This window comes from Amycolatopsis bullii (assembly GCF_014654205.1).
GTDB lineage: Bacteria > Actinomycetota > Actinomycetes > Mycobacteriales > Pseudonocardiaceae > Amycolatopsis > Amycolatopsis plumensis.
Map to the genome: position 1 here is coordinate 57333 of NZ_BNAW01000020.1, position 18925 is coordinate 76257.

General features: G+C 72.7%; 17 protein-coding genes. 6 read left to right on the forward strand and 11 right to left on the reverse strand.

Going from position 1 to position 18925, the window contains the following annotated elements; genetic code table 11:
- Positions 1-26: 26 nt before the first annotated feature.
- The gene (locus IE317_RS22440) at positions 27-1412 is read right to left on the reverse strand and encodes a S28 family serine protease (RefSeq protein ID WP_191313122.1); all 1386 of its coding nucleotides are present in this window, start codon (positions 1410-1412) and stop codon (positions 27-29) included.
- A 225-nt stretch (positions 1413-1637) separates the two neighbouring features.
- Here IE317_RS22440 and IE317_RS22445 point away from each other — a divergent pair, with 225 nt between their 5' ends.
- Positions 1638-2138 (forward strand): SRPBCC family protein, encoded by a 501-nt coding sequence (locus tag IE317_RS22445; RefSeq protein WP_191313124.1) that lies wholly within the window; start codon positions 1638-1640, stop codon positions 2136-2138.
- On the opposite strand, the gene IE317_RS22450 is transcribed toward IE317_RS22445, so the two are convergent.
- The 3 genes from IE317_RS22450 to IE317_RS22460 all read right to left on the reverse strand — a co-directional run bounded on the left by IE317_RS22450 (position 2135) and on the right by IE317_RS22460 (position 6797).
- The gene (locus IE317_RS22450) at positions 2135-2875 is read right to left on the reverse strand and encodes an enoyl-CoA hydratase/isomerase family protein (protein WP_191313126.1); all 741 of its coding nucleotides are present in this window, start codon (positions 2873-2875) and stop codon (positions 2135-2137) included. The genes IE317_RS22445 and IE317_RS22450 overlap by 4 nt on opposite strands.
- Before the next feature lie 128 nt (positions 2876-3003).
- Positions 3004-3927: an ABC transporter permease gene (locus IE317_RS22455; protein WP_191313128.1), complete on the reverse strand. Its 924-nt coding sequence runs from the start codon at positions 3925-3927 to the stop codon at positions 3004-3006.
- Complete coding sequence (locus IE317_RS22460) at positions 3924-6797, reverse strand: alpha/beta fold hydrolase (protein WP_191313130.1); 2874 nt, start codon at positions 6795-6797, stop codon at positions 3924-3926. Before IE317_RS22460 ends, IE317_RS22455 begins: the two co-directional genes overlap by 4 nt.
- A gap of 305 nt (positions 6798-7102) precedes the next feature.
- Between IE317_RS22460 and IE317_RS22465 the strand changes: the two genes are divergently transcribed.
- Genes IE317_RS22465 through IE317_RS22475 form a run of 3 tightly spaced genes read left to right on the forward strand, consistent with a single transcriptional unit; the run spans position 7103 to position 10455 of the window.
- Positions 7103-8065: a TerC family protein gene (locus tag IE317_RS22465; RefSeq protein ID WP_191313132.1), complete on the forward strand. Its 963-nt coding sequence runs from the start codon at positions 7103-7105 to the stop codon at positions 8063-8065.
- Positions 8066-8116: 51 nt separating this feature from the next.
- Complete coding sequence (locus IE317_RS22470; RefSeq protein WP_191313134.1) at positions 8117-10054, forward strand: S9 family peptidase; 1938 nt, start codon at positions 8117-8119, stop codon at positions 10052-10054.
- Positions 10036-10455 carry an HAD hydrolase family protein gene (locus IE317_RS22475; protein ID WP_229902854.1) on the forward strand — a complete coding sequence of 140 codons (420 nt, stop codon included), beginning with the start codon at positions 10036-10038 and terminating at the stop codon, positions 10453-10455. Before IE317_RS22470 ends, IE317_RS22475 begins: the two co-directional genes overlap by 19 nt.
- Here IE317_RS22475 and IE317_RS22480 read toward each other — a convergent pair.
- From IE317_RS22480 to IE317_RS45155, 4 genes are all read right to left on the reverse strand, one after another.
- Entirely contained in the window at positions 10437-11093 is a 657-nt protein-coding gene (locus tag IE317_RS22480) for an RES family NAD+ phosphorylase (RefSeq protein ID WP_191313136.1), read from the reverse strand. The two genes, IE317_RS22475 and IE317_RS22480, sit on opposite strands and share 19 nt — an antisense overlap.
- A 51-nt stretch (positions 11094-11144) precedes the next feature.
- Positions 11145-11726, reverse strand: coding sequence for a DNA-binding protein (locus IE317_RS22485; RefSeq protein ID WP_191313138.1), 582 nt, complete (start codon positions 11724-11726; stop codon positions 11145-11147).
- Positions 11727-12381: 655 nt separating this feature from the next.
- A complete protein-coding gene (locus IE317_RS22490; RefSeq protein WP_191313140.1) occupies positions 12382-13359 on the reverse strand; it encodes a LacI family DNA-binding transcriptional regulator in 978 nt (325 codons plus the stop codon).
- Positions 13360-13465: 106 nt separating this feature from the next.
- Positions 13466-14527: a helix-turn-helix domain-containing protein gene (locus IE317_RS45155; RefSeq protein ID WP_191313142.1), complete on the reverse strand. Its 1062-nt coding sequence runs from the start codon at positions 14525-14527 to the stop codon at positions 13466-13468.
- Positions 14528-14682: 155 nt separating this feature from the next.
- Between IE317_RS45155 and IE317_RS22500 the strand changes: the two genes are divergently transcribed.
- Positions 14683-15156, forward strand: coding sequence for an MmpS family transport accessory protein (locus IE317_RS22500; protein ID WP_191313144.1), 474 nt, complete (start codon positions 14683-14685; stop codon positions 15154-15156).
- Between the two features lie 17 nt (positions 15157-15173).
- Positions 15174-15917, forward strand: a complete 744-nt coding sequence (locus tag IE317_RS22505; RefSeq protein ID WP_191313146.1) for an ABC transporter permease — start codon at positions 15174-15176, stop codon at positions 15915-15917.
- Here IE317_RS22505 and IE317_RS22510 read toward each other — a convergent pair.
- The 3 genes from IE317_RS22510 to IE317_RS22520 are packed head-to-tail and all read right to left on the reverse strand — an operon-like array spanning position 15901 to position 18922.
- Entirely contained in the window at positions 15901-16587 is a 687-nt protein-coding gene (locus IE317_RS22510; RefSeq protein ID WP_191313147.1) for a histidine phosphatase family protein, read from the reverse strand. The genes IE317_RS22505 and IE317_RS22510 overlap by 17 nt on opposite strands.
- A 10-nt stretch (positions 16588-16597) precedes the next feature.
- Complete coding sequence (locus IE317_RS22515; RefSeq protein ID WP_229902855.1) at positions 16598-18481, reverse strand: Na+/H+ antiporter; 1884 nt, start codon at positions 18479-18481, stop codon at positions 16598-16600.
- A 33-nt stretch (positions 18482-18514) separates the two neighbouring features.
- On the reverse strand, positions 18515-18922 hold the full coding sequence (locus IE317_RS22520; protein ID WP_191313150.1) for a nuclear transport factor 2 family protein: 408 nt from the start codon (positions 18920-18922) through the stop codon (positions 18515-18517).
- Positions 18923-18925 lie beyond the last annotated feature (3 nt).

The following is an 18925-nucleotide window of genomic DNA, read 5'->3' on the forward strand; positions in this document are numbered from 1 at the left end:
TGAGAGTACGCCCGGCCTGAGAAAAGTTACAGCCGCGTCCGGGGCGTCAGGTCCCTGTCGAAGTCCGGGAAGCCGGCCGGAGCCGAGCGAAGCGCCGACGGCGGAACCGGTGGCAGGCCGGCCCAGCGCCGGACCGTCGCCGTCGCTGCCGCGGCTTCGGCCGGGGCCAGCTGGGCGATCTTCGACCCGTGGTTGCCGCCCTGGACGTAGTAGCGGTACGAATCCCGGCTGCCGAAGCCCAATTCGAACGGCTCCGCGCCCCACGGGTCGTTGGACCCGTACACGAACAGCAGGCGGGTGCCGCGGGACTTCACCCAGAAGTCGATGTCGGGCATCGCCAGGTAGTCGAAGCGCGGCAGGCGGATCGACGCCGGCACGAACGTCTTCGGCTGGTCGGCGCCCGGGTAGCGCAGCAGGTCGCGGAGGTAGCCGTCGTACGCCTCGGGCGAGCCCAGTTGCACCGCGGCCTGGTAGTAGTACGGGATGTAGGGCGCCAGGTCCTGGTCGGAGTAGGTGTTGAGGCTCTCGACCTTCTCGTACCAGGCGTAGACGTCGGCCGCGGGCGCGCCCGGCGCCGGCACCGTCGCGCAGTCCGCCTGCTTCTGGTACTGCCAGAACGCGAAGTACGAGTCGATCACCGAGATCTCGAGGGACTTGTCGGCCGACCCGACGATCGAGAACGTCAGCCCGCGCTGCGCCGCGTCCGCCGCGGCGATCGCGCCCAGCTCGTCACGCCGCTTCAGCGCGTCGCGCTGGATCGCCTTCAGGGCGTCGCGGCACGCCGGGTCGTTGCCCACGCGGGAAAGGAACCGGTTGTAGACGTCGACCGGGTCGATGACGTCGTTGGGCGCGACGTACGGGATCGTCGCGTCGACGTCGTCCGGGAAGAAGCGCCGGAAGTACGTCGCGGTCATGCCGCCCTTGCTGCCGCCCGTGGCCAGCCACTTGCCCGGGTAGATCGCCTTGAACGCCTGCACCGCGCGGTGCTCGTCCGCGGCCGCCTGCCAGATCGTCAGCTGCTTCGCCCAGTTCTCCGGCTCCGGCCGGGATGGGGTGAAGTAGCGGTACTCCATCGACAGCTGGTTGCCGTCGACGATCTGCGTCGGCTCCGAGCGGTTCGGCGAGCCGCTGACGTTGTAGCCGCTCGTGTAGGCGACCGTCGGAGCCGCGAAGTCGCGGTGCAGCAACGTGAACCGCTGCTGGAACGTGCCCGTGCCGGGGTGCCGGTGGTCGGCGGGCTGGGTGTAGGTCAGCTTGAAGAACCGGAACCCGGCCGGGGCGGCGTCCTCGGACACGATCGTCAGCCCCGGGATCCGCTGCAGCTGCGCCTTGATGTCGGGCGCCGCCGCGGCCGCCGGCGCCAGGCCGGCCAGCGCGAGCAGGACCGCACCCGCGGTGAAAAGTCTGCGCATCGAGCACCACCCCGTCGTCGGAACCCTCGGTGGGACCCTCACAGAACCGGCGCCGGTCGGCAATCGGCTGTCCGGGCGCAGAATCGGTCAGGATCCGACTTTCGGCGGGTGGCGCCGCTTCCTCCGGCGTGCGCAGCCGCGGGCATCGTGCGAGTTGTCCGGCCGATCGGCGCCGGGCTACGGTCCGAATCCGTAGGCACACCGTCATCGAGCGAGGGGTCCGCCATGAAGGTTTCCGACTGCCCTACGACGCAGGTCGAGATCCGCATCGAAGCGCCGCCGGCCGAGGTCTGGTCCTGGTTGCTGGACGTCGACCTGCCGGCCCGGTTCTCCACCGAATTCCAGGGCGGCGGCTGGGTCGACGGCGCCGAGCCCGGCCTCGGCGCGCGGTTCCGCGGCCGCAACTCCCACCCGATCGCCGGGGAGTGGGAGACGGTCTCGACCGTCACCGGCTACGAGCCCGAGCGGCTGTTCGCGTGGGCCGTGATGGACGTGACGAACCCGGCCGCGTCGTGGCGCTTCGAGCTCGTCCCGGACGGCGACGGCACGATCCTGCGCCAGTGGGCCCAGATCGGTCCCGGCCCGTCCAACCTCACGACGATCATCGGCTCGATGCCCGAGCACGAAGAGGAGATCGTCGCGATGCGGCTCGGCGAGCTGCAGGCGAACATGCAGAAGACCGTCGAGGGCATCAAGGCGCTCGCCGAAAGCGGCGTGCACGCCTAGCGGAGCACCCTGTCCACAGAGGATTTGACCGCGGCGAGCGCCTCGGCGGACCGCCAGAGCCGCTCCACGTGCGGGTCGTCCGAGTGGCGGTTTTCGGCGATCCGCTCGTGGAAGGGCTGCCGGATCTGGGCCTTGGTGTGGGCGAACGGTTCGGCGGGCAGCTCGCCGAGCCGGCGCGCCACCGCGACGGCCCGCGCGAGCACGTCCTCCGGCGGCGCGACTTCGTCGACCAGCCCGCGGGCCAGGGCCTCCGCGCCGCCCCAGGTTTCACCCGTGTAGGTGAGTGAAGGCAACGGCGCCGTGCCGTAGGCGCAGCGCAGGATCTCCAGCGCGGCCACGGGGAACGGCAAACCGACGAGTAGCTCGGTCACGCCGATCCGGCCGGTGCCCAGCACCCGGTGGTCGCAGGCCGCGGCGAGCACCGCGCCGCCGGCCACGGCGTGCCCGTTCAGCGCGGCGACCACCGGACGCGGGCAGCCGAACACCGCCAGGAGCGCGTCCGAGAGCAGCGGCAGGAACTGCGTCACGTACGGCGCGCCGCCCCGGTCGACCCGCTTGAGGTCGACGCCCGCGCAGAAGATGCCGCCGGTCCCGGTGAGCACGACGGCGCGGGCCTGCTCGGCCTCCCCGAGCCGCCGCACGAGCTCCCGGCACGACTCCGCGTCGAGGGTGTTGCCCCCGCCGTGGTCGATCCGGAGCACGGCGACGTCGCCGTGGCTGTCCAGGATGATGGGCACGGCGCGACCGTACCGCGGCGGAGCCCGCCGGTCAGGTCCGGACGCTCGACCGGACGACACCGAAGTGCTCCCGCCGCGCGAGTTCGACGACGTCCTCCAGCGTCGGCAGCGTACGCCGCCCACGCGGCTCAGCTGGTGATGTCTTTTCGAGCGAACCGGCGCCCGGCGAAGAGGAAGAACACCGTGCCGTAGATCGCCGCCGACAGCATGCCGCTCGCCAGGTTGGTCCAGTCGACGTCGGTCGAGATCAGGTCCATCCAGGAGAACGCGTAGTGCGTCGGCAGGTAGTTCCGGAGTCCCTCCAGCGCGGTGATCTGGTCCAGGATCTGCGACAGGATCGCCACCAGCACCGCGCCGCCGACCGCGCCGAGCGGGGCGTCGGTCGACACGCTCAGCGCGAGCGCGAGCCCGGCCACCCAGGCCAGCTGCAGGATGATGTACACAGTGGACAGTGCGATGGCCACCAGGCTGTCGCCGAAGGACACCGCGTCACCCGTCGGGCTGATCGCGTCGCCCGCGCCGTACCAGAGCACGCCGACGCCGAGCGACACCAAGGGCAGCAGCACCAGCGCGAACGCCGAGAGCAGCCCCGAAACGATCGCCTTCTGCCGCAGCACTCGCTGCCGCGGCACCGGCACGGCCAGCAGGTACTTCAGGCTCGACCATGACGCCTCGCTCGCGATCGTGTCGCCGAAGAACAGCGCCACGATCATCGGCAGCAGGAACGTCCCGGACACGAACAGCGCCAGCACGACGAAGTTCGGCGCGGACGCCGTGGCCAGGTCGACGAACCCGCCGCTGCGCCGGTTCGGGCTCGACTGCCCGAGCTCGAACGCGATCACCAGGATGAACGGCAGGAGCGCGACGAACCCGAGCAGGAACTGCGTGCGCCGCCGCTTGAGCTGGCGCCGCAGCTCGACGCCGAGCCGGAGCGTGCGCCGCGCGCTGTAGCCCTCGACCGCGCCGTCCGGGCCGACACCCGCGTGTTCGGCCGACGCGATGTCGCTCAGCTCGTCCAGCGCGTGCGGATCGGTGTGCACACCCTCGCTCATGCTTCCTCTCCGACCAGTTGCAGGAACGCGTCTTCCAGCCGGCGCCGTGGCCCGGCCTGCTCCACCGCTACCCCGGCGCGCACCAGGGCGGCCACGCCTTCGGCCCGCGGCAGCTCGCCGAGGTTCGCGTGCACCAGCTCGACGTCGACGTCGACGTCGGTGACGCCGCTCAGCGCCTTGAGCGCCGCCGCGGCCGCGGCCGGGTCGTCGACCCGGAACGTCGCCTCGCCGCCGGCCGCGGCCAGCTCGCCGACCTCACCCGAGGCGACCAGCGAACCGCGGTGCATGACCACGACGTGCGTGCAGGTCTGCTCGACCTCGGCCAGCAGGTGGCTCGACACCACCACGGTGCGGCCGGTCGCGGCGTACCGCTTCAGCACCTCGCGCATCTGGTGGATCTGGGGCGGGTCGAGCCCGTTGGTCGGTTCGTCGAGCACCATCAGCTCCGGCAGGCCGAGCATCGCCTGCGCGATCGCCAGCCGCTGCCGCATGCCCTGGCTGTAGGTCCGCACCCGCCGTTCGACCGCGGTGCCGAGCCCGGCGATCTCCAGCGCCTCCGCGAAGTGCGCCTTCTCCGCCGGACGCCCGGTCGAGGCCCAGTACAGTTCCAGGTTCGCCCGGCCGGACAGGTGCGGCAGGAAGCCGGACCCTTCCACGAACGAGCCGATGCGCGAGAGCACCGGCGCGCCCGGGGTGATCTTGTGCCCGAACACGCGGATGCTGCCCGCAGTCGGCGAAATCAGGCCCATCAGCATCCGCAGGGTGGTCGTCTTGCCCGCGCCGTTCGGCCCGAGCAGGCCGAGCACCTGACCCGGCTCGACGCGGAACGACAGGTCCTTCACCGCCACGAACCCGCCCGCGTACTGCTTGCGCAGCCCCTCGATGACCAGCGGGGTGGTGGCCAGCCCGGGGTCGACGTCGGTGGCGCGACGGCGGCGCAGGGCCGCGAAGAGCACCGCCGCGAGGCCGATCGCCAGCGTGACGCCGATGCCCACGAGCTGCCCGATCGGCGCCGGGGACCCGACGGACTTGCCCGGCACGACCGGCACGGCCAGCGCGGTGCCGCCGGCGAGGCCGATCCGGAACACCGCGGGCGCGGCCGGCGCGGCGTACCCCTGGTCGGTGGTGCCGACGACCAGCCGCAGCGAGTGGCCGCCCTCGATCGGGCGGACGATGCCGGGCAGCGTCACGGTCACGTCGACCGGGGTGCCGTCGGCGGGCAGCCCGCTCACCCGGAAGGGCGCGATGGCGTTGGCCGGCAGCACGCGCGAGCCGTCCTGGCCGACGTCGTAGAGCTTCGCGAACAGGACCGCGTCCGGCTGCGGGTGCGCTGGGTCCGCCGCGACCTGCAGCCGGACGGTGGACGAGCCGCTGATGACGACCTGGCCGTCGAAGGGCGCGGTGGCGAACTGCGCGGCCTGGCCGGGTGGGTCGTTGCTGAACAGCGCGCCGAGCCGCGACGAACTGCTCGCGACGCCGTTGAGGCCGGGGATCCCGCTTACGGCCGCCGGGTTCGCCCCGGCGGGGCGCACCACCGGCTGCGCGGGCCCGTTCAGCGCCAGCAGCCGCCGTTCCGTGGCCGGTCCGGTCAGCCCGGGGTAGGCGACCGCGTCGACCGTGCGGACCGACGGCGTTCCGTTGGCGCGCAAGGTGCCCTGGACGTCGTAGCTGAAGCCGGTGCCCGGGTCGCCGCCGTCCAGCGCCGTCTTCAGGAAGTCGGCGATCTTGGCGCGCAGCTGCGGGCCGGGCTTGCCGCCGTCGTGGCCGCCGGTGTACCAGATCGTCTTGACCTTGCCGCCCGCGGCGGTGATCTGCCGGGCGTTCGCGTCGGACTGGTCGAGGCCGAACAGCGTGTCGCTCTCGCCCTGCACCAGCAGCGTCGGCACGGTGATCTTGTCCGTCACGGACGCGGGGGAGACGCGGCGCAGCAGGTCGACGCTGGCCTGGCTCGCCTGCCCGGTGGTGCCGAGTTCGGTGTAGGCGCGGCAGACCGCGGCGGTGAACCGGCCACAGGGGTCGGCCGGCGCGGTCCGCGGCCCGCCCGCGCCCGGAGGCCCGGCCGGCAGCGCGGCCCCCGCGGCGGCCGCGGTCCCGGCGGCGGCGCCGGTGGACCCGGTGTCGGTCTCCTGCCCGGCTTCCGGTGCCTCGGCGGACGGCGAGCCGCTCGCCGCGGCGCCCGAACCGGCCGAGAAGAAGATGCCGGCCCAGCTCTTCTTGAAGACGCCGTCGGCCGAGAAGGCGCCGGCGGACGGGGTGCCGGGAGCCGCGGACGCGGGTGTGGCCGCATTCGGGATCAGGCCCTGGGCCAGGTCGTTGTAGGTGATCACGGGCGCGATCGCGTCGACGCGCTTGTCCGTGCCCGCCAGCAGCAGCGACAGCGCACCGCCGTAGGAGGCCCCGGTGACGGCGACCTTCGGGTCGCCATGGGCGTCGAGGGTCACCTGGTGCTGCGCGACGAGCCGGTCGATCAGCCGGCTCGCGTCGGCGACTTCGCCGTCGGGGTCGTTGAGCCCGATCTTGCCGGTGCTCTTGCCGAAGCCGCGAGCGGACCACGTCAGCACGACGAAACCCTTCCGCGCGAGCTCGCGGGCGTCGTCGGCGACGCTGTTCTTGTCCCCGCCGAAGCCGTGCGCGAGCAGGACGGCCGGCGCGGGCACGGTCGCCGGGAGGTAGGTGGTCGTGTCGATCTTGACCTGCTCGGCCGAGCCGGGCGCGGCGGGCAGGTCGATCAAGGCGTCCTGAGTGGGCACGGCGGGCGGGGCCGTGTCGCGCGTCGCCCAGAGGACGGTCGCGGCGGCGAGCACCGCCACGACGGCGCCGAGCGCCGTCAGCCGGGCTCGGCGGGTGCGCGGGAGCGGGAGTCGGGGCACGGAGCAAACCGTATTTGAGTCTTGCTGAGAGCGTCCTCCGCGGCTCACAGTGATCACACGTCGGGGACCACCTGGTGGACCGAAGTGACCGGAATTACACGACCAACCCGGTGACGTGCGCGATCCCGGCTGGCGCTCGGCCGGGGGGAACCGGCAAACTGGACGCGCTGTGAGGGGAGTATTCCTTCGCGGCGGTGTCGTCAGCACGGTGGCCCTGCGCCCCCGGCACCGTCGGCCGGTGTGTTCACCGGCGGGAGAGACCTCCGGTTAGTTGCTGCTGCGCGCTATCCGGAGGTTCGAGTTCCATGACTGTCCCCCTGTGGCTGTGGATCGCCACGATCGGTGGCCTGCTCGCGCTGATCGCGCTGGACCTGGTCATCGTCGATCGCAAGCCGCACGAAGTGACCACGGGGGAAGCGGCTCGCTGGGTCGTCTTCTACGTCTCGTGCGCGATCGCCTTCGGCATCGGCGTGTGGATCTTCGCCGGGCACGACCCGGGCGTCGAGTTCTTCACCGGGTACATCACCGAGTACTCGCTGAGCGTCGACAACCTGTTCATCTTCATGATCATCATGGGCTCGTTCAAGGTGCCCGCCATCCACCAGCACCGCGTGCTGCTGGTCGGCATCCTGCTCGCGCTCGCCATGCGGAGCGTCTTCATCGCCATCGGGGCCGCGCTGATCGCGCAGTTCGTCTGGGTGTTCTTCCTGTTCGGGGCGGTGCTGATCTGGACGGCGATCAGCATGCTGCGCGGCAAGGGCGAGGACGAGGAGTACCACGAGAACGCCGTCACCCGGCAGGTCCGCCGGTTCGCCCCGGTGACCGACGACTACCACGGCCACCACTACACGGTGAAGATCAACGGCAAGCGGATGATCACCCCGATGCTGCTGGTGATCGTGGCCATCGGCTCGGCCGACCTCCTGTTCGCCGTCGACTCGATCCCGGCGATCTTCGGCATCACGCAGGAGGCGTTCCTCGTCTTCACCGCCAACGCGTTCGCCCTGATGGGCCTGCGGCAGCTGTACTTCCTGCTCGGCGGCCTGGTGACCAAGCTCGTCTACCTCAGCTACGGCCTCGCGGTGATCCTCGCCTTCATCGGCGCGAAGCTGTTCCTGCACGCGCTGCACGAGTACCACGTCGTCCCGGACTGGCTGGACATCAACAACTGGGTCTCCCTCGGGGTGATCGTCGTCGTGCTCACCGTGACCACGGTGGTCAGCCTGGCGAAGGCCCGGCGCGACGAGCGCAAGCAGGTCGTGGCTTAGCGTCCGGCAAAATCGTTCGTCTCGCTAAGGATTTCCGGTACCTTCGGTGACGTGCGTCCTGCCGACATCGAAGCCCTCGTCGTCCCCGGCCGTCCCGCCCTGCGCGGGAACCTGCTGCTCACGGCGCTGAAGAGACCGGATCTGAAGGCGAACGCCACGCACGGCGAGATCCGGCGCGTGTCGCTCGACGGCGGTGAGTCCGCGTGGACCCACGGTCCGCGCGACTCGGCGCCGGCCATCTCGCCGGACGGGCGCTGGGTGGCGTTCCTCCGCGCGGGGGAGGGCAAGGGCGCGGAAGGCCACCCGCAGCTGCACGTGATGCCGTCGGACGGCGGGGAGGCCCGCCGGCTGACGTCGCTGCCCCTCGGGGCCGGGGAACCGGTGTGGGCGCCGGATTCGCGCCGGATCGCCTTCACCGCCCGCGTGCCCGAGGCCGGCCGCTACGGCACACCGGACGCCGACGGCGAGACACCGGAGCCGGCGGCCGAGGCCCCGCGCCGGATCACGCGCATGGACTACCGGCTCGACGACGTGGGGTTCGTCCGGGACCGCATGCAGCGGCTGTTCGTCGTCGACACGCTCGAGCAAGGTGAGCCCGAGCCGCTGACCGGCGACGGGTTCGACGCGGCCCACCCGGTCTGGACGCCGGACGGCACGCGCGTGGTCTTCACCGCGCCGCCGGACTGGGGCGCGGCCGAAAGCGACTTCCGCGACATCTGCGCGATCCCCGCCGGCGGTGGCGAGCCCGAGGTCCTCGTGCGCGGCGACGGGTACTCGGAGCGGCCGGTGTTCGGCCCCGACGGCACGTTGTTCTACTTCGGACAGTCCTTCGAGGAACACCACGAGGCCGCGCCCACCGGGCTCTACGCGGCCACGCCGGAGTTCGGCGCGGGCCCGGTGAAGGCCCGGCGGCTCACCGGCGCCGAGACGGTGGACTGCGAGGCCGCGGCGGGCCCGCCGGCCCCGCGCGGCGACGACGTCCTCGTGGCCGTCCGAAACCGCGGCGCGGTGGAGCTGCGCGCGGTCGCCGTCGACGCCGTCGAGGCCCCGCTGGCCGACCTCGCGGTGGTCCACGCCGGCCAGGCCGCGGTCCGGTCGTTCACGCTGGACGGCTCGGTGCTGGTGGCGGTGATCGCGACGCCGTCCACCGCGGGCGAGGTCGTGCTGCTCGGCGACGGTGCGCCTCAGGAGCTGACCGACTACTCGAAGCCGTTGCGGGACAAGGGCATCCGGCCGATGATCGAGCTGGAGACCACCGCCCCGGACGGCTACCCGGTGCACGGCTGGCTGGTGCTGCCCGAGGGCGAAGGCCCGCACCCGGTGCTGCGCGTGGTGCACGGCGGCCCGTTCACCCAGCAGGAGTGGGCGGTGTTCGACGAGGCACAGGTGTACGCGGCGGCGGGCTACGCAGTGGTGGTCGGCAACCCGCGCGGGTCCGCGGGCTACGGGCAGGCGCACGGCCACGCGATCACGCACGCCTACGGCACGGTCGACGTCGACGACGTCCTGGCCCTGCTCGACAAGGCGCTGGAGCGGCCGGACCTGGACGCCTCCCGCGTCGGCATCATGGGTGGTTCGTACGGCGGCTTCATGACGAGCTGGCTGGCCGCCCACCACGGCGAGCGCTTCAAGGCGGCGTGGAGCGAGCGCGCGGTCAACGCGTGGGACTCGATGGTCGGCAGCTCCGACATCGGCTACTTCTTCGTCGACGCCTACATCGGGTCTTCGCCGGAAGAGCAGCGCCGCCGGTCCCCGCTGTACCACGCGGACAAGATCAAGATCCCGTTCGCGGTGGTGCATTCGGAGCAGGACTGGCGCTGCCCGCTGGAGCAGGCGGAGCGGATGTTCGTGGCCCTGCGCCGCGCCGGCGCCCCGGCGGAGATGCTGATCTTCCCCGGCGAGGGGCACGAGCTGAGCCGCTCGGGCCGGCCCCGGCACCGCGTCCAGCGCTTCGAAGCGGTCCTCGAGTGGTGGTCGCGGCACCTGTGACGCGCGGGCTGGTCTGCTTCGACGTCGACGGCACCCTCGTCCCGGGCACCAGCTCGTGCGCGTGGGTGGCCGCCGCGCTGGGGCACGAGGCCGAGCTCGTCGCGGCCGAGGCGGCGTACGCGGCCCTGAGCCAGCGCGAAGTCGCGCTTCCCGTACTCGTCGAAGTGCTCGGCGGTGCCGGAGGCCGAGGGTGGCTGCTACACCGGCCGGGTCGCTTCGCGCCGGAGCGGTGTGCCGCGGTCGGGGACAGCCGGTCGGACCTGCCGCTGTTCGCCGCCGTCGGGACGAGCATCGCCCTCAACGCGACTCCGGCGGCCCGGGCCGTCGCGACCCACGTCGTCGACGGTCGGGACCTGCGGGCGGTCATCCCGGTGCTGGCGGCTCAGTTCAGCAGCGTGTAGTTCAGCTCTTCGCAGACCCGGCCCAGCGGGACGTCCAGGCCCGGGTGGTCCAGCGGCAGCAGGACGTCCGGCGCGATCGGGAGCGCGGCGCCCGCCGGCGGGTCCCACAGGCAGATCGCGGGGTCGCCGGAGTCCATCGACGAGCGGTACCAGAGGCCGTCGAGGTCGCTGAACGCGCCGCGGATGGCGCGGGCCCACGCCTGCGTGAGTTTCTTCGGCCCGCTCGAAATCTCCTGGGAGGCGCCGACCCGCGTCGGCCAGAGGCCGGTCAGGTCGAGCAGGCGCAGGGTGCGCGTCGGGCGGACGACGACCAGCCGGGGACCGCGGGTGCGGCGGTCGACCGTCGAGCTGGTCTGGAAGACCTCGGCGACCGACGTGCGCACGGTGAGGCCGAAGTAGAGGACGCCGTTGGCGGGATCGGTGACCGGGGCGCCGCCGCGGCCGGGCGACTGCTGGTCGAAGCGGCCGTGCGGGAGCGGGCCGGTGTAGCGGAAGGAGTTCCACTGCTGGGGGTGTCTGCCGTGCGCGGTGAAGATCCGTACCAGCCTGGTCGTGGGCTGGACCGTCACCACGTCGTCGGCGCGGTTCAGCTGCCGGACCAGGACGGATCGGGCGGGCGGCAGCGGGAGCCGGGCCATGGGTCGGGGGTGGTCCGTCCTTGTCGGTGATCTTGCTCGGGAGGGTCCAGCCTAGAGCGGAGTGCCGAGCGTGGCGATGAGGCGGGCGATGTGGTCCGGGTCACCACCGGAGAGGAGCCATTGGCGCGGGGTCGCGGGCTGGTCGTTGATCACCAGGTCGGCCTGCGGAGTGCTCATGAAGGCGGCGACCACGAGGGCGGGCTGGTCGTCCGGCAGGGCTTTCAGCACGACTTCCAGGCCGGGGAGGGCACCGGAGCCGGCGAACTGCCACGCGGGGAGCCGCCACCCGCCGTCCTTCCAGCCGGTCAGCCGCCCTTCCTTGAGGCGATGCCGGATCCGGCTGTCGTCGACCCCGAGGGCCTTGGCGGCTTCGTTGACGCTGAGGGCGCCTTCGGCGAGCACGGCGTGGGCGGCGACGGTGCGGGCTCTGAAGTCCGGTTCGTCCTCCCGCCTCGGTGAGAGGTCCAGCCCGACATCGGCCAGCGCGGCGCGCTGGTCGGCCGAGAAGTAGTGCGACGGATCGGGATTCGGTGGGGACAGTCTGCGCGCCGCGTCTTCGACGAGAGTGAGGAACTCGTTCGCGTCGACCTTCAGGCCCGCCTTGGCGAGGATGTTCTCCAGCGCTACAGACATGTGGCTCAGGTTAACCCGAAACAGCGCGGATGTGCGGGTTCGTGCGCTTTCTTGCCCTGTCTGTGGGTGAATTCACCAGAGATTGACACTCAGGGCACATCATCCAACACGTTGAGTAGGCAACTTCCGGTCAGTTTCCCCGGAACGGCCGCAGTTGTCCAGACCCGCTCCGGCTTGACACGGTTTTCCCGTGGACCTACGTTCCGGACTGGTAAACGATTTCCGCTCCGTGCTCACAGGACCCGGCGTTCCGGCGCCGGCGATGGGGGACACAGGGGGTGGGGCGTGCCTGGGGGGCCCGGCACGAGCCGGCCCCCAGGCACGTCGCTCGCCGCCCCTCTGGGTGCGCCGCCCGACCCCTCCGGGTACGCAGGCCGACCCTCTGGGTACGCGGCCCGACCCTCTGGGTACGCAGGCCGACCCTCCGGGTACGTGGCCCGGCCCTTCAGGTGCGCGGTCCGGCCCTCCGGGTGCGCGGCCCGACCCTTCCGGTACGCCGCCCGACCGTCGGGGTGCGCCCGCCGGGTCCTCCGGAGCGGACCGCCCGACCTTTCCGGCGCGGAACCGACCGGCGAGAGGCGCGGCCCGGCCTTTCAGGTGCGCGGCCCGACCTGCTTGATGCGTGTGCCGCCGGCGCGTGTCACCTGTGCGCGGGTCAGCGGCGGGAGCTCTGCCGGACGATCAACCGGGCCTCGAGCGTCGTCGTGGTTGCGTCGCGGCTGCTGTCCGAAATGCGGGCCAGCAGCAGTTGGGCCGCCACCCTTCCGACTTCGTACGCCGGCTGGGCGACCACCGTCAGGGGCGGGTCGACCAGCGTCGTCCACGGGGCGTCGTCGAACGACACGATGCCCACGTCGCTGCCCGGGCGCAGGCCGCGAGCCGACAGGGCCTCCAGCACCCCGATCGCCATCGTGCTGTTCGCGACCAGAAGCGCGTCCGGCGGCGATGGCTCGTCGAGGAGTTCCAGCGCGGCCAGCCGGGCGCCCTCGGCGCGGTACTCCGCCCGGCGGAACCGGACGTTCTCTTCGCCGACGACGTCGGCGTATCCCGCCAGGCGGTCTTCGGCCGTGCGGACGCTAGGGGGACCGGTCAGGCAGCCGACGCGCCGGTAGCCGCCGTCGAGCAGGTGCCGGGTGGCTTGGGCGGCCGCGTGGCGGGTGTCGACCAGCACCTGGTCGCCCTCCGCCGCCTGCAGCGGCCGGTCCACCGCCACCAGCGGCGTGCCCTGGCGGCGGAGGCCCTCGACGTTCGTCGACCGGCCGGTGGGCGACAGCACCACGCCGGCGACCCGCTCCTGCAGCGCGACCTCGATGTAGCGCCGCTCCTTGTCCTCGTTTTCGTCGGAGTTGCAGAGCACCACCGAATACCCGGACCGCTGCGCGAGGTCCTCGACGCCCCGCGCGATGGCGGTGAAGAACGGGTTTTCGACGTCGGAGATGATCAGCGCGAGCACCGCGGTCTCCTGACGGCGGAGGTTCCGGGCCAGCCCGTTCGGGTGATACCCGAGCTCGGCGGCGGCCTCCTGGACCCGCGCGGCCAAGGTGGGGTCCACAGTGGACTTGCCGTTGAGCGCGCGCGACACGGTCGCCGTGGAGACGCCGGCCCTGGCTGCGACGTCGCTGATGGTGGCCACACGCCCTCCCTGATCACTCGTCGAGGGGGAGGATAGCGCTCTTGGTAGTCGTTTACCGTCCGCTTACCTTTTTGGGTGAACACCCACTTCCGGTTGACCGCACGGGTTACGCCGAACGGAGTCGATCACGCACCGCAAGGTCCACAGTGGAGCGCCGAGGGAAGTAGTCGCGCGGGGTGAGGCCGGTCAGCGCCCGGCACTCCCGGCTGAGGTGCGCTTGATCGGCATACCCCGCCGCGGCGGCCAGCGCGGCCAGACCGGAGATCCGCGGAGCCAGCGCGACGGCCCGCTGGAACCGGCTGACCCGGAGGTAGGTGGCCGGCCCGTACCCGACGGCTTGGACGAACCGCCGCCGCAGCCGCCGCTCGCTCACCACGCCCAGCCCGGCGATCGCCGCCGCCGCCACTTCGGTGGACGGCTCGGCCGGCTGCCCTCCGCCGCCGGACCGGGCCGAGCCGGCGGTCTCGTCCCGCTCGCCGGCCTGCCGCTCTCCACCGCCAGACGGGGCCAACGCGGCCGCCTCGCCGGCTCGGGCCAGCTCGGCTGCCGCCTGATCGACTCGCCCCGGTCCGGCCGTCGCCTGGCCGGCTCGGGCCAGCCCCGCCGCCTCGCCGGCTCGCGCCAGTCCCGTTGCCGCCTGATCGACCCGTGCCAGTCCGGCCGCCGCCTGACCGACTCGCGCCGGTCCCGCTCCTGTCTGACCGACCCCCACTAGTCCCGCTGCCGCCTCGCCGACCCGGGCTACCCCCGCCTCCAGCCGCGCGATCAGCTCCGCGACCGCCCGATCCTCCGCCGGCAAGTCCGCCAGCCGCCCCGCCACCGCCGCCGCCGGCGACAGCGATCCCTCCAGCAGCCGCTCCGCCACCGACCGCCCCCACAGCTCGCCCAGTGGCACCCGCCGGTCGCGCAGCTCGTCCGCCGCCACGCCCAGGACCGCCGACGCGCGGCCCGGTACGAACCGGACTCCGCTGACCACCCCCGCCGCCTCCGAAGACCACGCCGCCGTGTCCGGGCCGGCCACGAACACCGAACCGCCGCCCACCACGAGGTCCACGCACCCGTCCGGGACGATCCGCTTCGGACCCTCCGAAGCCGACCGCCACACGCACCTCGCCACGCCCCGCAACGCCGCCGGCGCCGCCACCTCCTCGTACACGACCCCGATCATCCTCCGGACCACCGACAAAAACCGGCGCCGAGCGAGACACCCGTCCGGGTGAACATCGAACTTCCCGCGAAGACCTGCTAACACGCCGTTAGGTCACGGCGAGATATAGGTCGACGCACTCGACGGAAGTGCGCGCGACGAGAGAAGACCTCTCCATGGGCGTTCCCACCGCGATCCGATCCGAGCGCGACTGCGCCGGGCGGGCTCGGTCGGCCGGCAGCTTCGTCGTCGTCCTCGGCGTGCTCGCCGCGGCCTTCGCCGTGACCGCCTACGTCGTGCCCCGGTCCGCGCGCGGCCCCGGCACCGGACAGCCCGCCGTCGCGCCCGTCGCCCCGGCCGCGGTGCGCACGGTCAACCACAGCGTCGTCTACGAACTGCTCGGCGCGCACGGTGCCCGCAACGTCACCTACGCCGCCGCGGGCTCCACGCTGACCCAGCAGGCCGAGGTCGCGACGCCGTGGTCCACGCAGTTCACCCGGGTCGGCCCGGCCGGCCGCACCGAGTTCTACAGCGTCGCCGCCCGCAACCCCGGCCCCGGCGCGCTGCGGTGCCGGATCGTCGTCGACGGCGTCGTCGTCGCCGAGAAGACCGAGACCGAGCCGGGGCGCCTCTTCAGCTGCGCCGTCTGAGCGGCAGGATCGGCGGCGTGAACGCCGCGATCACCTTCGGCCCCGCCCTGGTCGCCGTCCTCGTCCTGCTCGCCGTCGCCGGCGCGGCCGTCGTCCGGGCCGGCGGCCTCGGCGACGGGCGCGCGGTGCTGATCGCCGCCGTACGCGCGGTCGCCCAGCTCGCCGTCGTGTCGCTGGTGATCACCGCGGTCCTGCGGTCGGCGCCGCTGACCGGCCTCTTCGTGCTGCTGATGTTCGGGATCGCCGCGGTGACGTCGGCGCGCCGCGTCGGAAGGCGCCGGAACCTCCCGTGGACGGCCCTGGCCATCGCCGCCGGCGTCGCGCCCGTGCTCGCCCTGGTCCTCGGCGCCCGGGTCGTCCCGCTCGAGCCGATCGCGGTCGTGCCGATCGCCGGCATCGTGATCGGCGGCGCCATGACCGCGACGTCGCAGGCCGCCCGCCGCGCCCTCGACGAACTCGAGTCCCGCCACGGCGAGTACGAAGCCGCGCTGGCGCTGGGCTTCCTGCCGCGGCCGGCGGCGCTGGAGATCTGCCGCCCGTCGGCCGGGCACGCCCTCATCCCGGCGCTCGACCAGACCCGCACGGTCGGCCTGGTGACGCTCCCGGGTGCCTACGTCGGCGTCCTGCTCGGCGGCGCGGGGCCGATCCAGGCCGGGCTGACGCAGGTGCTCGTGCTGATCGGGCTGCTGGCCGCGGAGGCCGTCTCGATCCTGGTGACCGTGCAGCTCGTCGCGGCCGGGAAGCTCAGCCGAGCGGGGTAGCCAGGTGCGCGGTGTCGTTGAAGCGCCGCACGATCCAGGTGTCGCCGTGCAGCACCAGGTGCGAAATCGACCCGTTGTCGGCGCCGAGGAACGCGAACCGCTCGACCGCCCGGCTCGCCTGCGCGAACACCTCGCCGATCACGCCGCCGTGGGTGAACACCGCGACGCGCTGATCGGGGTGCGCCGCGGCGATCCGCGTCAAAGCGCCGCGCAGCCGGGCCCCGAACGCCTCGTCGGACTCCGCGCCGGGGATCACGTCCCAGCGCTGCTCGGCCCACAACCGGTCGACGATCGGGTGGCCGTCGGTGGTGTACTTCCGGAACAGGCCGTTCTCCCAGTCGCCCAGGTGGATCTCACGCAGGTCCGGCTCGACGACCGGGGTCAGCCCCAGCTTCTCCGCCAGCGGCGCGGCCGTCTGGACCGTGCGGCGCAGCGTCGTCACGTAGATCGCGTCGATCCGTTCCCCGGCGAGCCGGGCGGCGACGCGCTGGGCGTGGTCACGGCCGTCCGGCGCCAGGTCCGGGTCGGCCTGGCCGTCGACCAGGTCGAACGGGTCGTCGCCGCGGGCCGGTGCCGATTCGCCGTGCCGGACCAGGAAGATCTCCGTTGCGCCCGAAGGCGGGCTGAAGCGGAACTGGCGGTACTCGATCTCCTGCTCGGGCGTGCTCATGGCCCCGAGGTTAGCCGAGTTGCTTGTCCACGAAACACCAGCGCCACGTCTCGCCCGGCTCGAAGCTGCGCATGACCGGATGACGGGATTCGTGGAAGTGCTGCGTCGCGTGGCGGCGCGGCGAGGAGTCGCAGCAGGCGACGTTGCCGCACTTCAGGCACATCCGCAGGTGCACCCACGTCGTGCCCTCTTCGAGGCAGGCGGCGCAGCTGGCGGCCGAGCTGGGCTCCTTGTCCACCCACTCGTGGGCCAGGTGCTTGCACGACCCCGCCGTCGCGGCCGGGGTGCGCAGTTCGCGGCCTTCGACGTCGGGCTCGGCCTCTTCGCGGTCGAGCATCGACTCCTCGATGTCGAGCCGCTCCAGGACCCGGCGCAGGACGTCGTCGTCGGCGCTGCCGCTGGCGCGGGCCTTGAGGAACTGGTCGCGCTCGACGTCCAGCAGGGCCAGCCGCAGCCGGCGGTAGGCGTCGCTCGGCGTCTCGGCCAGCGCGCTCTGCCTGCCGAGCTGCTCCCACGCCGAGTCGGCGCGGTGCTGCAGGCGGTCGCGCAGGCGCTGGATGATCTCCGGCGGGTCGTCGGGCTGCCGGATCTCCTCCAGCTTGGCCAGCGCCGCCCGGGTCATGTCGTGCAGGACGGCCGCCTCCTGCAGCGCGTCCTCCGCGGGGTCCGGCCGGGGCAGGCGCAGCCGCCGGATCAGCAGGGGCAGCGTCATGCCCTGCACGGCCAGGGTGCCGGCCACGACGACGAACGCGGCGAGCACCAGCACGGCCCGCTGCGGGGTGTCGGCGGGCAGGACGAACGCGGCCGCCAGCGTCACCACCCCGCGCATGCCCGCCCACGCGATGACGGCCGAGTAGCGCCACGGCCAGATCTTCACCTTGACCTTGCCGGGCAGGAAGCGCCGTTTGACGCGCTTCACCGTGCCGATGCCGATCAGGTACAGCACCCGGGTGAGGATGGTCGCGGCGAGCACGGCGACGCAGATCCAGGTGAGCGTCAGCAGCGACAGCCCGCTCTCGCCGACCTCGGCGAGGATCCGCCGCAGCTGCAGGCCGATCAGCAGGAAGACCATGTTCTCCAGGAGGAACTGGATGGTCTGCCAGTTCAGCCGGGACGCCAGCCGGGTGGAGCCGGACAGGATCTGCGGGGCCTTGTGCCCGAGGATCAGCCCGGCGATGACGACGGCGAGCACGCCGGAACCGTGGATCGCCTCGGCCGGGATGTAGGCGATGAAGGGGACGGCGAACGACAGCGCGGTGTCGAGCACCGGCTCGTCCATCCGGGCCCGGATGAAGGCCGCCGCGAACCCGACGACCAGCCCGACCACGGCCCCGCCGATGGCCGCGCGGAAGAAGTCCGCGCCGACCTGCCAGAGGCTGACCGACCCGGCCAACGCGGCGATGGCCGTGCGGAGGGCGACCAGCGCGGCGGCGTCGTTGAAGAGGCTCTCGCCCTCCAGGAGCCGGATCAGCTTGCGGGGCATGCCGACCCGCCGGGCGACGACGCTGGCGGCGACCGCGTCCGGCGGCGCGACGACGGCGCCGAGCGCGATGCCGCCGGCCAGCGGGAGCCCGGGGACCACCGCCCAGGCGACCACGCCGACGCCGAGCGCGGTGAACACCACCAGCCCCACCGACATCAGCCCGATCGCCCCGCGGTTCTTCCGGAAGTCGACCAGCGACGTCTGGATGGCCGCCGAGTACAGCAGCGGGGGCAGCAGGCCGAGCAGCACCACCTCGGGATCGAGGTGGACCTCGGGCACGCCGGGGACGTACGAGCCGGCGACGCCGACGACGATCAGGCACAGCGGAGCGGACCAGTCCAGCCGCCGCGCCACGGCGCTGACGACGAGGACGGTCACGACCAGCGCCACTATCTCTGCCGCGATGTGCACGGGGTAATCATCACCCGGGCGCCCTGGCGGGCGTCAGCGGGCCAGCTCCGGGAGCACCTCCGCGACCAGCTGGGTGTCCATGTACTCGGTGATCTCGCGGATGCGGCCGTCTTCGACGCGGAAGACGAAGCAGTACTTGTTGTCGTACCGCGCCCCGGACTTCGTCGCGACGCTGCCCTGCGTCTCGACCACGACGGCGTCGTCCTCGGCGACGAACCGGCTCGCGGTGCTCGTGTACGTGCCGTCGAGCTGCGCGCCGAGCGGGCCCAGCAGGTCGCGGCGGACGGCGTCCTTGCCGCGGAAGGTGCCGGACCAGCTGTTGTGGCCGCTGACCGTCCAGGTGACGTCGTCGGCCATCGCGGCGAGCAGCGGCCGGATGTCGCCGGTGGCCCAGGCGTCGAACGCCGTCTTCAGGAGCTGCTTGTTCTCGGACGCGGTCATGGG